General features: G+C 59.3%; 15 protein-coding genes. 6 read left to right on the forward strand and 9 right to left on the reverse strand.

The features are described 5' to 3' along the window. Positions 1 to 4: 4 nt before the first annotated feature. Positions 5 to 958 (reverse strand): tRNA-dihydrouridine synthase family protein, encoded by a 954-nt coding sequence (locus tag AAAX32_RS02190; protein WP_349099842.1) that lies wholly within the window; start codon positions 956 to 958, stop codon positions 5 to 7. A gap of 250 nt (positions 959 to 1208) precedes the next feature. Here AAAX32_RS02190 and AAAX32_RS02195 point away from each other — a divergent pair, with 250 nt between their 5' ends. After that, entirely contained in the window at positions 1209 to 2342 is a 1134-nt protein-coding gene (locus AAAX32_RS02195; protein WP_349099843.1) for a hypothetical protein, read from the forward strand. A gap of 44 nt (positions 2343 to 2386) precedes the next feature. Here the strand turns inward: AAAX32_RS02195 and AAAX32_RS02200 are convergent, their stop codons facing one another. From AAAX32_RS02200 to AAAX32_RS02215, 4 genes are all read right to left on the reverse strand, one after another. Further along, positions 2387 to 5641, reverse strand: a complete 3255-nt coding sequence (locus AAAX32_RS02200) for an ABC transporter ATP-binding protein/permease (protein WP_349099844.1) — start codon at positions 5639 to 5641, stop codon at positions 2387 to 2389. A gap of 253 nt (positions 5642 to 5894) precedes the next feature. After that, positions 5895 to 6866: a TlpA disulfide reductase family protein gene (locus AAAX32_RS02205; RefSeq protein ID WP_349099845.1), complete on the reverse strand. Its 972-nt coding sequence runs from the start codon at positions 6864 to 6866 to the stop codon at positions 5895 to 5897. Positions 6867 to 6896: 30 nt separating this feature from the next. After that, positions 6897 to 7799 carry a 4Fe-4S binding protein gene (locus AAAX32_RS02210; RefSeq protein WP_349099847.1) on the reverse strand — a complete coding sequence of 301 codons (903 nt, stop codon included), beginning with the start codon at positions 7797 to 7799 and terminating at the stop codon, positions 6897 to 6899. After that, complete coding sequence (locus AAAX32_RS02215) at positions 7792 to 7938, reverse strand: CD1871A family CXXC motif-containing protein (RefSeq protein WP_035136962.1); 147 nt, start codon at positions 7936 to 7938, stop codon at positions 7792 to 7794. The genes AAAX32_RS02210 and AAAX32_RS02215 overlap by 8 nt, the downstream gene beginning before the upstream one ends. A gap of 90 nt (positions 7939 to 8028) precedes the next feature. Here AAAX32_RS02215 and AAAX32_RS02220 point away from each other — a divergent pair, with 90 nt between their 5' ends. From AAAX32_RS02220 to AAAX32_RS02230, 3 genes are all read left to right on the forward strand, one after another. Next, complete coding sequence (locus AAAX32_RS02220; RefSeq protein WP_349099848.1) at positions 8029 to 8703, forward strand: response regulator transcription factor; 675 nt, start codon at positions 8029 to 8031, stop codon at positions 8701 to 8703. Next, positions 8700 to 9839, forward strand: a complete 1140-nt coding sequence (locus AAAX32_RS02225; RefSeq protein WP_349099850.1) for an ATP-binding protein — start codon at positions 8700 to 8702, stop codon at positions 9837 to 9839. Before AAAX32_RS02220 ends, AAAX32_RS02225 begins: the two co-directional genes overlap by 4 nt. Positions 9840 to 10709: 870 nt before the next feature. Further along, entirely contained in the window at positions 10710 to 11159 is a 450-nt protein-coding gene (locus tag AAAX32_RS02230) for a PH domain-containing protein (protein WP_349099851.1), read from the forward strand. Positions 11160 to 11328: 169 nt separating this feature from the next. On the opposite strand, the gene AAAX32_RS02235 is transcribed toward AAAX32_RS02230, so the two are convergent. The 4 genes from AAAX32_RS02235 to AAAX32_RS02250 form a co-directional block, all read right to left on the reverse strand. After that, positions 11329 to 11637, reverse strand: coding sequence for an ATP-binding cassette domain-containing protein (locus AAAX32_RS02235; RefSeq protein ID WP_349099852.1), 309 nt, complete (start codon positions 11635 to 11637; stop codon positions 11329 to 11331). A 174-nt stretch (positions 11638 to 11811) separates the two neighbouring features. Further along, positions 11812 to 12066 carry a hypothetical protein gene (locus AAAX32_RS02240; protein WP_349099853.1) on the reverse strand — a complete coding sequence of 85 codons (255 nt, stop codon included), beginning with the start codon at positions 12064 to 12066 and terminating at the stop codon, positions 11812 to 11814. 5 nt (positions 12067 to 12071) lie between these two features. Then, positions 12072 to 12704: a hypothetical protein gene (locus AAAX32_RS02245; RefSeq protein ID WP_349099854.1), complete on the reverse strand. Its 633-nt coding sequence runs from the start codon at positions 12702 to 12704 to the stop codon at positions 12072 to 12074. Further along, positions 12691 to 13011 (reverse strand): PadR family transcriptional regulator, encoded by a 321-nt coding sequence (locus tag AAAX32_RS02250; protein WP_349099855.1) that lies wholly within the window; start codon positions 13009 to 13011, stop codon positions 12691 to 12693. The genes AAAX32_RS02245 and AAAX32_RS02250 overlap by 14 nt, the downstream gene beginning before the upstream one ends. A gap of 132 nt (positions 13012 to 13143) precedes the next feature. Here AAAX32_RS02250 and AAAX32_RS02255 point away from each other — a divergent pair, with 132 nt between their 5' ends. Further along, on the forward strand, positions 13144 to 13524 hold the full coding sequence (locus AAAX32_RS02255) for a hypothetical protein (RefSeq protein ID WP_349099856.1): 381 nt from the start codon (positions 13144 to 13146) through the stop codon (positions 13522 to 13524). A 143-nt stretch (positions 13525 to 13667) separates the two neighbouring features. Then, complete coding sequence (locus AAAX32_RS02260; protein ID WP_349099857.1) at positions 13668 to 14672, forward strand: LuxR C-terminal-related transcriptional regulator; 1005 nt, start codon at positions 13668 to 13670, stop codon at positions 14670 to 14672. Positions 14673 to 14759 lie beyond the last annotated feature (87 nt).

The following is a 14759-nucleotide window of genomic DNA, read 5'->3' on the forward strand; positions in this document are numbered from 1 at the left end:
ACATTTAGCCGCAAAAGCGGGCTATGGGCGCGAGCGGCTGCTCACGAAAGACGCGATCGACGGCGGCGCGGTATTCGTCGGCCTTTTTGGTCTTACGTACGAGCTTGTGAACGGTAGTGGGGTCGGCGAAAGCGCACTTGGCGTAGAACCACCACTCCTTCATGCGGAAGACCGCGTTGCCGCCAATCTCGTCCGCATAGGCTGCGAACAGCGTGTCGTGGAAGCGCTGCAGCTCAGCTGCCGTAGCAGCAGGGCCGCCGGCAACCATGCGAGCCAGCGCGGGGTTCGCAAGCAGGCCGCGTCCCAACATTACGTGGCGCGTTCCGGGATAGGCCTCTACCAGCTCATCCATGTCCTCAAGATCAAAGATGTCACCGTTGTAGGCCACGGGAAACGGCGCCCGCTCCAGTGTCTCGCCGTAAAACTCCTTGCGCGGCGAGCCCGTATAGCGGTCCTTTTGCACGCGCGGATGCACAATCAGCTCTGCCAGCGGCATGCGGCAATACAGATCGAGCACACGCTCATACTCGTCATCGCGCTCCAACCCCAGCCTGGTCTTTACCGATACCGGCAACGGCGACCGCTCGCACACATCGCTCAAGAACACCTCGAGCTCATCGAGGTTGCGCAGAAAGCCCGAGCCCTTGCCCTTGGCGACAACCGTGCCCGAGGGGCAGCCAAGGTTGAGATTGACCTCGCGGTAACCCATGTCGGCGAGCACCTGCGCCGCCCACACAAACTCGTCCGCGTTTTTGGACATCAGTTGAGGCACCACGTTAAGCCCCTGGTTATTGGCGGGATCGACCTCTTTAAACGCCTTACCGCCAAAGCGGTTGCCCACGCGCGGCGGCGGCAAAAACGGCGTGTAATAGCAATCGAGCGCGCCAAAGCACTCCGCATGCACGCGACGGAACACGTGCCCGGTAATCCCCTCCATAGGGGCCAACGATAGAATCATCAACATCCATTCTCACATCAATATGACAAAGGGACAGTCCCTTTGTCACATGCATTATGCCTTGTGCTTGAGGCCACCCACAAGGCAGAGGCGGTTGCTTGACGTTAACCACCCCTCCAGCAGTCACTGCGCAACGATCACCAATACCACGCTGTTGGCCACTATGTTTGAACAGCAGACGCCCTCCACTCATTTATACTCAAAAGCGTGTGCGCATTGCACCCCGAAAACGATGAGAGTCGAGGACCCTATGCAGCGGCTCACCGAACAAGAACGTAAGCGCATCCAGCGATACTGCATTTGCCCCAAGGTTGCCGGCGCGGCGCTTGCCATGGCATTCGTGCTGCCCTTATCGATCATTCCTTTCGAAATGGTCGACGACATCGTCTTCCATCACGAAGGCTTCCAAGAGACAGGCATGATGACCGCCTTGGTGCTCACCTCCATCGAGCTCGTTATATTCTGCTACTGCGCTCTCGCCCCGCGCTTTGGCATGCGTGGCAAGCAGTGGAAGGAAATGCAGCGCCGGCTCGCCGTCGAGCAGAGCGAGAAAGACCGCTCGGCACAAATCGCAGGCGTTGTTGGCACGCAGGCCGCCGCGCGCCTGCTCAAGAACAGCGACAACGAGACCGCGCGCAACCTGGGCGGCGCGGCAGAAGTCGCCGCTGCCGTAGGCGCCGTCGCCACCGCGGCAGACGTGCTTACCGAGAGCCTCGCCAACGCGAAGGCTATGGCAGAGGCCTGTGGCGTGCCTGTCCCCCGTGCAAAGAAGTGGGTCATCGCGCTTGTGGCGCTGCCCCTCGCGATCGTATGCGGCGCCTATATCCCGCAGCTGGCGCAGGGAAACATCGAGATGCAGGAGAACGCCGCGGCCGCGGCTGAGCAGATCGCCATTGCTCGCAAGGCATTAGAGCCCTCATGCGAGTACGTGTCCGCCGATGACCCCTACGAGCGATATCAAGATTACGGCTACCACGTCCGCGGCTATCTGCACGACGGCGACTCCGACGCCCAAAAGACCTATACGTACCTGGATTTTGACAACAAGGGGACACTCACGGAAGTGAGCTACGCGGCAGAGGTCGACCCCGGCGCGAGCCTCGAGGACAACCTTACCCGTATCGAGCTCGACCTTGACGAGCTTTCCTCTGCCGTCCAAACCATAGACGTCAAGACCACAAGCCCCGAGCTCCTAGCAGCGCAGAAGCTCCCCGAAGAGTTCAGGCAGGCTTTTTTGAACGGCTCGCTCTACGAGAGAATCTCTATCAGGACGAATGACGGCCCCGTCAAAGCGTATTACTCGTTTGGTACGGAACCCGAGGACGAGTTTGACGAGCATACCCATCCAGCCATCCGCATCACGCTGATGGGCAAAACAAGCTAGGCGCCGGGAAAGGAATGTGACAAAGGAACAGCCCCTTTGTCACATTATTCGGAGCGCAGGGCTTCTACGGGGTCTTTTTTGGATGCGCTGCGGGCCGGCAGCAGACCGGCAACGACCGTCAGCAGCACTGAAATCGCGATGAGTACCAGCGCATCCTGCACGGGCAGGCTCATCAGGTTGGGGACCTGTTTGGCCGCAAGCGCCCAGGCATTGACTGGGAAGCTCACAAGCACCACCACGACAATAGCAAAGACGCCGGCAATGAGGCCTTCAATAAAGGTCTCGGCATTGAATACGTTGGCCACGTTGCGCTTTGACGCGCCGATCGCGCGCAGAATGCCAATCTCCTTTTTGCGCTCCAGCACGCTGATGTAGGTGATGATACCGATCATGATGGAACTCACCACCAGGCTGATGCTCACGAACGCGATGAGCACCAAGCTGATGGTATTCACGATGTCGGTCACCGAGCCCATGATGATGCCCATGTAGTCGGTGTACGAAATTGCCCGATCATCATGGCCAGCGGCTTTGACCTGCTTGTTGTACGCATCGATATGATCGAGCACGCGCTCCTTGGCCTCAAAGTCGCGCGGGAAAATCTTAACCGAGATGGGGTCTGCCTCATCCGCATAGCCCAACGTGGTCAGATTGTTATCGTAGGTGAGCTTCGAAGCCTTGGCATAGCTCATCATGAGCGAGCTCAGATCTTCGGCGTCCATGTTGAAATGGATGGCACGCGCAAAGGCGCTCGCATCCACACGCATAGCGCTCGCCAGGTTGGCAAAACTCGATGACACCTGCGTCGCCATCTGGCCCATGAGCCCTGCCGCGCCTGCCTTGAGCTGAGCTGACACCGTCGCCGCAATCTGATCGCTGATTGTCTTCGTCACCTGATCCATAGCCTGCTGCAGATACGGAGCCAGTTGCTTTTGCACATAGTCGGTCATCGCCTGCTGCAGGCGCTCGGCCAGGGCATCGCCGCCGAGCGCTTTGAGCTGGGCCAGGATTTGCTGGGCTGCTGTATCACTCTCAAGATACGTCGAGAATGCGGCGGCAAGCTTTGACGCGTCCTTAAGATCATCGGGCGTCAGCGCCTTAAACTGATCAGACTGCAAAAAGCCCTCAAACAGCTGGTTGGCAAGCGTTCCCACCTGTTGCATTTGCTCGGGCGTAAGTTCCAAACCGTCAAAGATGCCCGAGAAATCTGGGACCGGCGCTTTGGCCATGATGTCGCCGAAGTCGATGTCCTTCCCAACGCCCGAAAGGTCGATATCCAACCCGGACAAGTCAAGACCCGACAGGTCCATACCGCCGGCGACACCCGAGAGCGCGGAGGTATCAAACGAAAACGCGCTCTTGAGCGCCGCCTCGTCCACACTGAACATGCTGCCCAGATCCACTCCTTGTTTGGCCTCGCCTTGCAGTTCGTCGAAAGACTTGCCCGTAAAGACATCCGTCTCGGGGTGGGCAAGCTGCTCTTGCACAATCTGCGAATTGGCAGCGCGTTCCATAAGCTGGCGAGTCAGCGCATGCGTATAGGCAATGCCCGGGGACAACGCGCTCGCGTTGGCCGTCTCGTTCGGTCGCACCACGCCCACAATACGCACGTCAATACCGTCGGCAACCTTGGCCGTCATAAAGTCGGCGTCGCCAGACATGTCAGTCCACATGCCGGTCTCTTCGTTTTTGCGATACGCATCGGCCGGCGACAGCACCTTAAACGTCGTGGACAGCGCATCGTCGTAGGTAAAGTCGGTGCCGGTCTCGGGCGCTTCGACGCCACCGTCAGCCGTCATAGCGCTGTTAACCAGGTCGTTGAGCTCATCGATATCCAACGCACCGATGCTGTAGAGCGTGTAGTCGCCCACCGTGCCGCGGCTCGAAAGCACCATTACGGCTTCGTTAGCAGACGTAGGCCAATGGCCGGCGACGACATCGTACTGGCTGTCGAGCAAGCTCTGGTCGTCAATCATCTCGTTAAAGACCGAGGTTCCCATGGATTCCATGCTCACCGTTGCCGCCGAGCTCGCGCCCCCGCTCATGGCCTCGGTCATGGCGTTGGGCACCAGCCGGACAGGCTTCTCATCGCCCTTCCCGGCACGATAGACAACCGGCGATACACCGTAGCCGTACTGAATGGCGTTGACCTCTTTATCGATACCGTCGCCACCGGCATCGAGCCATGCCTTAAAGCTCGTCATGTCGTTGGACTTAACGCTCGCGAACATATCCTTTACGGCCGTGACCACGGGAATCTTATCGGTTCCCTTAGCCTTGCCGCCGACACTGTCGTCGGACGAATCCACGCTTTCAGGCGAGTCATTATCCGCAGCCCCCTGCCCGCCCATCATGGACGACAGGTCGTAGTCCTGCTTGGAGATGGTAAGCGGGTAGCTCGAGAGCGTGTCCTCCTCGACCTTTTTGATGTAACCGTTTACGCCGTTGGAAAGCGCCAGAATCGCCGCGATGCCGATGATGCCGATGGACCCCGCAAAGGCCGTCATGGCCGTGCGGCCCTTCTTAGTCATAAGGTTTCGGGCAGAAAGACCCAACGCCGTCACAAAACTCATCGAGGTTTTGCGCGTGGGCCTGGCTTCGCGGCGCGTGGCTTTGGCAACATCGAAGGGATCGGAATCGTCGGTGATCTTGCCGTCCGCCAGGTTGACGATGCGCGTGGCGTACTGGTACGCCAGCTCGGGATTGTGCGTGACCATGATGACCAGGCGGTCGCGCGCCACGTCTTTGAGCAAATCCATGACCTGCACGGATGTCGTTGAGTCCAAAGCGCCGGTCGGCTCGTCTGCCAGCACAATCTCGGGATCGTTGATCAGGGCGCGGGCAATGGCCACGCGCTGCATCTGCCCGCCCGAAAGCTGGCTCGGGCGCTTGTTAACGTGCTCGCCCAAGCCGACTTTCTCCAACGCCTCGCGCGCACGCTGGCGGCGCTCGGCATGCCCCACACCCGTGAGCGTGAGCGCCAGCTCCACGTTTTCCAAAATGGTCTGATGCGGAATGAGGTTATAGCTCTGGAACACAAAGCCGATGCGGTTGTTGCGGTAGGCATCCCAATCGCGATCGTGAAAGTCTTTGGTCGAAATACCGTCGATCAGCAGGTCGCCAGAATCGAAATGATCGAGCCCACCGATAACGTTGAGCATCGTAGTTTTACCCGACCCCGAAGGTCCCAGAATGGCCACGAACTCGTTATCGCGAAAAGCCAGGCTCACGTTATCGAGCGCCACCTGCGTAAACGACTGCGTGACGTACCTTTTGCAAATACCTTTGAGCTCCAGCATGGACGGCAACCTCTCCCGCGCGGGCACTCTGCCCGCTCTCCCCCGCCGTTCGTATTCGACGCGTTTGTCCTACTCTATCCCCATTTTTTACCAGCGCCAGTGAGGAATGTAACGAAGCGCATCAAAAAACGAACGGGACGGCGCCCAAAAGAAGAGGTCCCGAGCGGGACCTCTATATGGTGGAGCTTATCTTGAAAGGTAGCGGACTACTTCGCACAGCGACACGCGATCCTCGCTATGCTTTACGCGTTTTTTACTGCTCGCTATTCGCAATCGCCTGGTCGATAAGCTTGTCGAGTGCTGCACGCTGCTCGGCGGAGCTGATGGCTCCCACGATTGGGTCCCCTACGATGTTGCCATTCTGATCGATGACATACGTCGTCGGGAACGAGAACAAATTTGACGTAAACTTACCGGCCTCGCTATCCGACTTGAACCAGATGTTCTTATATGTCACGCCCTTCTTGCTCAGCACGTCCTTGGCATCTGCAATCTCGCCCTTGTTGCCATCGAGCGTAAAGGAATTGACGCCCACGACCTGGCCGCCCTTCTTGGCAAGCTCCTTATTCAGGTCCTCAAGGTCGCCCAACTCACCCACGCACGGCTTGCAAGTGGTGAACCAGAAGTTCATGACGGTGACCTTGTTCTTAGAGAACAGCTCGTCGCTGTTCACGTCGTTGCCATTCAGGTCCTTGCCCGTAAAGCTGGGGAACTTCGTCGCCTCGCTCGAAGCATTGGCACCAGCCGTCATGCCAGCGGTCGAAGCGTCGACGCTCTCGCCTGCACTCGGCGTGCTTCCACAGCCGGGGAACTCCTTCTCCAGGCTCTCGAGCTTGTCCTCGATCTCCTTGATCTGCTGTGCACCGGCCTTGAGTGTCTTAAGCTCATCCGCCATGAACTCATCCTTGGCGCCGTCGATGGTCTTGAGCAGAAAATCGCCGTAATTGCTGCCGTCCTCAATCATTGCCGAGTCTTTATTTGCCGCATTAAATACCTTTTCCCACAGCGCGTTATCACTCGAAAAGATCTCGTTCTCCTTCTGCATGAGTTTTGCATACAACTCGGCGGCCTCGTCGGCATTGGCCGGCTTCTGCGCAGTGAGTTCTGCGATCTTAGGATCGGAGCTCGCAGATTCGCTCGCATTGCCACCGGGCGCCGAACATGCCACAAGGCACAAGGCCAATACCGGCACCATAAACAGGGCCGCAATCTTAGAAAGCTTCATAGTCATTCCTCCGTTTTGTCGAAGCTTGTTTTACTTTTTATCGGCGGTCAAGGGGAGCTTTTCCGCCGACACATCCAGGCCATAGCGATAGCTGATGGCATCGACAGGACAGGCCCCGATGCACTTTCCGCACCGGATGCATTCGGCATGATTGGGCGCGCGGACCACATCAACGTCCATCTGACAAACCTTTGAGCACTTGCCGCACGAGACGCATTTGCACGCGTCAACCTGAATCCCCAGTAGGGACACCCTATTCATGAGCGCATAGAATGCGCCGAGTGGACAAATCCATTTGCAGAAGGGGCGATAGAACAAAATGCTCAGCACTACCACGGCAATGAGAACGGCAAGTTTCCAGGTAAAGAGTTGGCCCAGCGCAGATCGAATGCCGGCATTGGCAATGGCCAGCGGAATGGCACCCTCGAGCACACCCTGCGGACAGACGTATTTGCAAAAGAACGGATCGCCCATCCCCACATCGTTGACCACCAGCACAGGCAGCACCACCACGGCAAACAGCAGCACAACGTATTTGATATACGTAAGCGCCTTGAGCCTTTTTGTCGAAAGCTTTTTGCCGGGGATCTTGTGAAGCAGCTCCTGCAGCCAGCCAAACGGGCACAGAAAGCCGCATACAAAGCGACCCAGCAGCACGCCGAGCAAAATGAGCGTACCGGTAACGTAGTAGGAGAAGTTGAACTTGGATGAACCTACCACCGACTGGAACGACCCGATGGGGCACGCACCCGATGCCGCGGGGCACGAATAGCAATTAAGTCCAGGTACGCAGACTGTTTTTCCCGCGCCCTGATAGATGCCGCCTTTGGCAAAGTTTGGCAGGTGAATGTTGGTGATGAGCGTCGCCGCCGCCTGAATAAATCCGCGAAATCGGGCCAAAACATGCGACGCAGTGTTTTCTCTTTTATCCAATTCCGATACACTCCAAGCACAGCCTAATCGCTTTGGCCAGCACGGCATCCGCCTCGCCACGCATAACGCCAAAGCACACCATGGTAATTCCGACGATCAACAAAGCGACCTGTACCACGGGTTTTACCGCTTTGAACAACCCAACCACTCCTTTCGTTACGCGACCATTGGACCATATCGGCTATAAAATCCGTGTTAAGCGCGATATGGAATGTGCAAGGAGACTGTTATGCGTATTTTGATCGTCGAAGACGAGCGGGCGCTGTGCGACACAATCGCACGCAGCTTACGAAACCTGGCATACAGCGTCGACTGCTGTCACGACGGACAGGAGGCGCTCGACCTGCTGGGCGTCGAAGTCTTTGACCTCGTGGTGCTCGACCTCAATCTCCCCCGTATCGACGGCATGACCGTGCTCAGGGAACTTAGGAAAACCGACTGCGAGACCAAGGTACTGATTCTGTCCGCACGTGGCGAAGTATCCGATAAAGTCGCCGGACTCGATGCCGGCGCCAACGATTACCTTACCAAGCCGTTTCATCTGGACGAACTTGCGGCAAGGATCCGCAGCCTTACCCTCAGGCGCTTCGCACAAAGCGACATAGTATTAACCTGCGGAAAGCTCAACTTTGACACCAAGGCGCGCATCGCTTCCGTGGACAGTGAGGCTCTATCTCTTACACGCAAGGAAACGGGAATCTTGGAATACCTGATGCTTAATCAGGGGCGACCGGTAAGCCAAGAGGAGCTTATAGAGCACGTTTGGGATAGCACCGTGAACAGCTTTAGCAACGCAACCCGCGTTCACATCTCGTCGCTCCGAAAAAAGTTGCGCGGCGCTTTGGGATACGACCCGATTCGCAATCGGATTGGAGAGGGCTACGTTATGGAGGATGGCGAATGAAAGGGCTTTCGCTGCAATGGCGCATAACGATCATGACGGCACTTCTGACGTGCGCGGCGTGCGTGCTGACGAACTGCCTGGTCGGCTATACGGGTATGCGCTACATGGATGCCATCGGCAGTGACATCTCGGCCTTTAACGCAACCGGTGAAGATTCGCCCCAAGCGTTTGACCCAACGAAAGCGACCCTCGATGAAAAGGTCACGATCGTCGTAAACGACGCACAAGAGTCTTTCGGCACGACAACCTGGTACATCACGGCTGGAGTCACACTCCTTGGCGGCGCGCTGGCATACTTTGTGAGCGGCCGTGCACTTAAACCGCTACGGGCTTTTGCAGCCCAGGTTGAGCGCGTGCAGCCTGACAACCTAAGCGAAATTAAGCTCAGCAAAGATGTACCCACCGAGCTACAGCGATGCAGCGCCTCATTCAACGACATGATCGCTCGTCTTGGCGAGGGGTTCTCTGCACAGCGTCAGTTTACCGGCAACGCCGCACACGAGCTGCGCACCCCGCTCGCCCTTATGCAGGCACAGATTGAACTATTCATCTCCGAACACTCCGGTTTGCAACCCGAAACAGCCGAGCTGCTCGGCCTGCTACAAGAACAAACCGAGCGCATGTCTCGAATGGCCAAGGTATTGCTCGAGATGAGTGAGCTGCGCAGCGTTCCTTGCGAGGACGATGTGGAACTTGGTCCCTTGTCCGAAGAGGTCCTCACCGACCTTGCGCCACTTGCCGAAAATAAGGGCATAGCCCTCAATTGTGCTGGAGACGCTTTAGTAATCGGGAGCGACACGCTCCTCTATCGGCTGGTGTTTAACCTGGTCGAAAATGCCATCCGTTACAGCCGCCCCGGCTCGACTGTCAACGTCTCCATCTGCGACAACGACAGCCGCGTGTTCCTGCGAGTCGAGGACCAGGGCCCGGGAATATCCAAGCAGTACCGTGAGAGCATCTTCCAGCCGTTCTTTCGTCTAGACAACTCCCGCAGCAGGGCATACGGCGGCGCAGGACTCGGACTAGCGCTCGTTTGGGAGATTGCAGCGCTTCACGGTGGCGCTGTAGAGGTCGAAGCAAGTTCCGAGGACGGAACCGTGATGCTCGTGACCCTCTCAAAGGGGGCCACCACGTGATCCGACTGTCCAGGGGTCCCACTCGGCATTGTGAAACGCGTCCCAAAACTTGAACATGAGAAATGGGAGGCAGTTCACATCTATGCCGAGGACGAAGTCCTGGCGGGGATTCAGGATGCGCAGAGGAAGCTTACGGCAGAAAACCCCGACAGAGTCGTGACCGTCGGCGGTAACTGTATGGTGTCGCTTGCCTTCTTCGATTACCTGCACGGGAAATACGAGAACGTTGGAATCGTCTGGATCTATGCGCATCCGGATGTATCCACGCTGAATGATGGCTACCCCAACGCTCACGCCATGGTACTTGGCAGCCTTTTGGGAGAAAGTCATCCTGGTCTTCGGCGGCGAATAACGCGAATGTCCGCAGGCAGACTCCAACCTGTGCGCGGAGAAGCTGGGCGACGCAAACAAGATTCCTCGACTCGAGCATGGAGATGAATCCGTCTATCAATCTCATCGCATATTCAGAGGAGGATGCCAGATATAGATCCCATTGGGTAAAGTCGCCGTTCATGAAGGGAATCACTGCATTGCGCTCGGCGACTCTCAAGGCACTCAGGCTTTGTTCTATTTTCTCAGCTTCTTGTTTGAACTGTTCGCTATCCAAAATGCCCCCAAACGCCGGCTTCTCAACAAATCAGAAAAAGCAAGAGAGACAGAGATTAGGTTCATGCTCCACTGAACCCACGCTTCCAGTCGAGGTACTCCTCCAAAAGTTCGACAAACGTATAATACGACATCCGCCGAACAGTCGGGGGTACATACCACTACAGAAGGCCCACAGAACGGGGGGCGAGATGGTTGGCGACGGGTTCAAGGCACTCTCCGGCCCCACGCGCCGCCAGGGAGGGCGTCGGGAGGGAGGCCGTAATGGGTGAGAAGGGCGAGCGGCCGGAGCGGGTGTTCCCCGGCAGGACAGACCCGTGGTTCATAGCGGCCATGGTGATTGTGGCGGGCGGTTTATCCGCGGCGTGTATCGCGTGTTTCCTGAGCTCGAGTCCCGCGCTCCTATGGGGCTGGCTCGCGCTGCCGCCCATCCCGGCCCTCGTGGCCCTGGCTGCCCTTCCCGTCCGCAGCAATCGCCTCGAGCTCTACGGCGACCGCCTCGTCGTCGTGTACGCTGGGACGCGTTCGGTGATACCCTACGCCCACGTGCGGGGCGTCCGGCGCACCAGGACGCTCTGGGCGGGGACGGCCAACTCGCTCGATCGCGTCTACATCGAGGCGCCCTACGACGGCGACGCCATCGTCTCGGTCAGAGACAACGACGCCCTCGTGGCGGAGCTGGGGCGCAGGTGCGGCCTTGGGCCCGGCGCCTGACGCCCCGAAAGGAGGAGAGGATGGACGTCCCGCACTGGCCCTACTGGAGGAAGTATTCCCTCGGCGGCACGCAGGTCTGGTACGCGGACTGGGGCGACTGTCCCTTCGACACTGGGCTACATGAGCCCAGTTGAGTTCAGGAACGCAGGGCTGTCCCTGTAAAAATTGTTTAAGCAACCGTTGCAAATCCATTCTCCCGCGCGGAGAGCCCCGGGTAGGCCGAGCTCGCGTCGGGCATGTAGCCCATACGCCTCCGGGCGGCGGCAAGCCCGCGCGCGCCGCGCTCGCCGAACAGCTCAACCGAGCCCGAGCTGGGGCTGGCGGTGCCAGTGACGATACAGATGAGCGTTGACTTCCCGGCGCCGTTCTCGCCGATGAGCCCGTAGACGCGCCCCGCCTTGAGGGCGAGGTCGATGGGGCCGAGGACGGTCCCCCCCCCGCGGTACGCCTTCGTGACCCCGTGAAGGTGGAGAGGCACGGCTGTCGTCATTGCGTTCTTTTCTCCTCGGATGGATTTTGGGTATGCGTCATGGGCCCCCGCGCGGCGCTGAGAGCGAATCGGCGCAGGCTTGAGACCAGTTGCACTGGAGCCGAGGTTCGGGTTTCGCCGGCTTACGCAGCTTGGCGGACGGAGCGCCCGGACTCGCCGCCCCTAGGGCGCGGCGGGGTCCGCGACGTTGGAGGTGTCGATCTCGCCCAGATTGGCGAGCTGGCTGATGAACGGGATACTCTCGTGTTCGTCCACCTCGACGCCGCCGAGCACGATGGTGCTGTCGCGCGTATCGATTTGGGTTGTGAACACGGCCGGGTCGAAGCCCGAGGCGATAAAGCCAATGCCCGCGAGGACAACACCCGCGGCAACGAGCCCGCCCGCCACAGCGAGGTAGATCTTCTTCGCGCTGGTCATGGTACTCACTCCTTTCTACGCTGCGAGATGCGCGGCAGTGCCGCCCTTCTCGCCCTTACCCTTCCAGAAAGGCGAGGCGGCCTTCCTCGCCCAGAGCGCCGAGAGGCGCGCAATTTGTTTTGAGGCGGCCCAAGCGCCAGCACCAACGAAGAGCGCCACGCCGGCGAGGCCGAGCCCCGCGCCCGCCGAGGCGAGGGCGTACGGGAAGTGGCCGATGTGACGCCGCTTATGGCAAGCAGGAGCTCAACTACGCCCGCGCCCCCGAGTGCCGCCGCGACGATCCACACGCAGAGCGCCAGCACCCAGATGCAGATATAGACCGTGACGGCCACGGCGGCGAAGGCGGCGAGCAGCGGCACCCACACCGGGGAGCCCACGATGGTCAGCAACCACAGCAGCGCGGTGCTGCGCCGGCGCGTCCTCGCGATCGCGCGCGGCACGGCGGGCAGGTCGTCGAGCGTGGCCTCCGCCACCCCGCCGGGCGTGCCCATGGCGGCCACGGCCTCCTCCTCGCTCATACCGTCCTCCATGCGGTCGGCGATGGCCTCCGCATAGAACGCCTTGGTCTCTTCCACCTGCTCGGCCGGCAGGCAGGCGAGCAGCTCGCCCAACCGGCCCAGAAACTCATCGCGCGTCATGGTGCGCCCCCTCAACGTATGCGTAAATCTCCCGTACGGACGGCCACTCGGCCAGGAACTCCTCGGTGCGCGCTCGCCCGTCGTCCGTGATGCGGTAGTACCGGCGCAGCCGCCCGTTGTGCTCGGCGGAGCGTGCCGTGATGCACCCGGCCTTCTCCAGGCGCTTGAGCAGCGGGTAGAGCGTCGACTCTGTGAGCCCCATGCTCGCCGGTACGTCCTTCACGATCTGGTAGCCGTAGGACTCCTCGCCGGAGACGGCCGCGAGCACGCAGGCCTCCAGGAAGCCGCGCTTCATCTGTGCCTCCATCCGCACACCTCCTCTCGTCATATACTATGCTATACACACTATACGATGCAAGGTATTAGACGTCAACTCTCATCGCGAAGATTCTCCGGCCCCTGCGCGCTGCGAACGTGATGTCGCGGGGCGGTTGGCATTATGCATGAAACGTCAAGTAACGCTCTTTTGATCCGCTTCCGCTCGGCCCCATATGCCTTGTACAACGCCCTCTTCGACCTCGGGTTCAAGAGAGCCGCTAGGCTGGACGTGCCGGACGGTAAGGTGCTGGACGCCATGGTGGACTTCTCCGATGCCATGCGGGTCATGGGTCTACGCCGATGGAGGCCCACGCACGCGGCAGGGCTCGCCCGTCACCGCTGGTCGCCGGACGGTCCCCACGCCCCGCTCGCCAACGCGCAGGCGACAGCAGCAGTCCAGCGCTGGCTGGAGACGACGGAATGCCCAGAAGATCCGTTTCCCATCGCTGCGGCAGAGCTTTTTGCAGGGGTGGCAGTTTTTCTATATCCCAAGGTCAGCTAGGCTTCGGTAGCCACCTTGGGAGCATCGCCAATAGACTCTTCCTTTATACGTTCGGCATAATCGTGGACGATACCCACAAATTCCAGTCCTGAGCAACAGGGGTACAATTGCTGCTATTGTTGCCAGCTGTTGGGAGATGGAAGATGGACTGCGATGGCTACCCATGCGTTCCCATGCCGTTGATGTGCACTGCCTTTGCGCCGGGGCAGATTGACGCTGCAGTTGCAGGCATTTCCGACCCCAATTCACGCACCATCGCCATGGCAGAAGCGCTGTACTTTCGCGGACAGGCCGCCCTCGCCGCCGAGACAGCACGCCCCCATCTTGACGCCACCGACCCTGTACTGCGCTATTCCGCATGCTTTATCTGCGGATATGCCAGTCTGTCGCTCAACCGTATCGAGGATGCCCGCCGTTGCCTTGCGGGCATCCTCGATACGCCAACTGACGAGGAATCGCCCACCGTCCACACCACGCATATCCTGTTCGCCTCGGCCGCGAGCGTCCTGCTGCACTTGCCTTCCCCGTATTCTGCCGAAGAGTTTTATCCACTTGCGGCGCATCTGCCCGAAGGCTTGCGCCTGTTCGCCAGCTACGTGATGGCGCACGCCTTATATCTGCGCGGCGAATACGGCCGCAGCCTGGGCATGGCGGAAAACGCCCTGATCATGAAACAGGGAAGCTATCCCATCTCGGAACTGTTCCTGCACCTGGCAGCTTCCATGGCATGCATGAGCCTCAAGGACATCGACGCCGCAAAAGCGCATTTTGGAGCCGCTTGGAACATTGCGCGCCCCGACGGCCTTATCGAGCTCATCGGCGAGCACCACGGCCTTTTACAGGGGCTCATCGAGGCGTGCCTAAAAACGCAATACCCTGACGACTTCGCGCGCATCATCGAGATCACGTACCGCTTCAGCTACGGTTGGCGGCGCATCCACAACCCCGATTCGGGCGAGGACGTGGCAGACGATCTAACGACCACGGAGTTCACCATGGCCATGCTCGCCTGTCGTGGGTGGACCAACGCCGAAATCGCACGCCATATGGGAGTATCGCCGGGTACCGTTAAAAATCGGCTGTCCAACGTGTATGCAAAGCTTGGCATCGGCACGCGCGCCGAGCTGGTCGCGCATATGTTGCGTTAGCGACCGGGCTGCCAAGCGCATCGAACACGTTCCGGAACCCGACGCTTCGCTCGATCAATTTGGACATTTTGACCCTTGAACGGCACT

The organism is Collinsella sp. CLA-ER-H3 (assembly GCF_040092425.1).
Classification (GTDB): domain Bacteria; phylum Actinomycetota; class Coriobacteriia; order Coriobacteriales; family Coriobacteriaceae; genus Collinsella.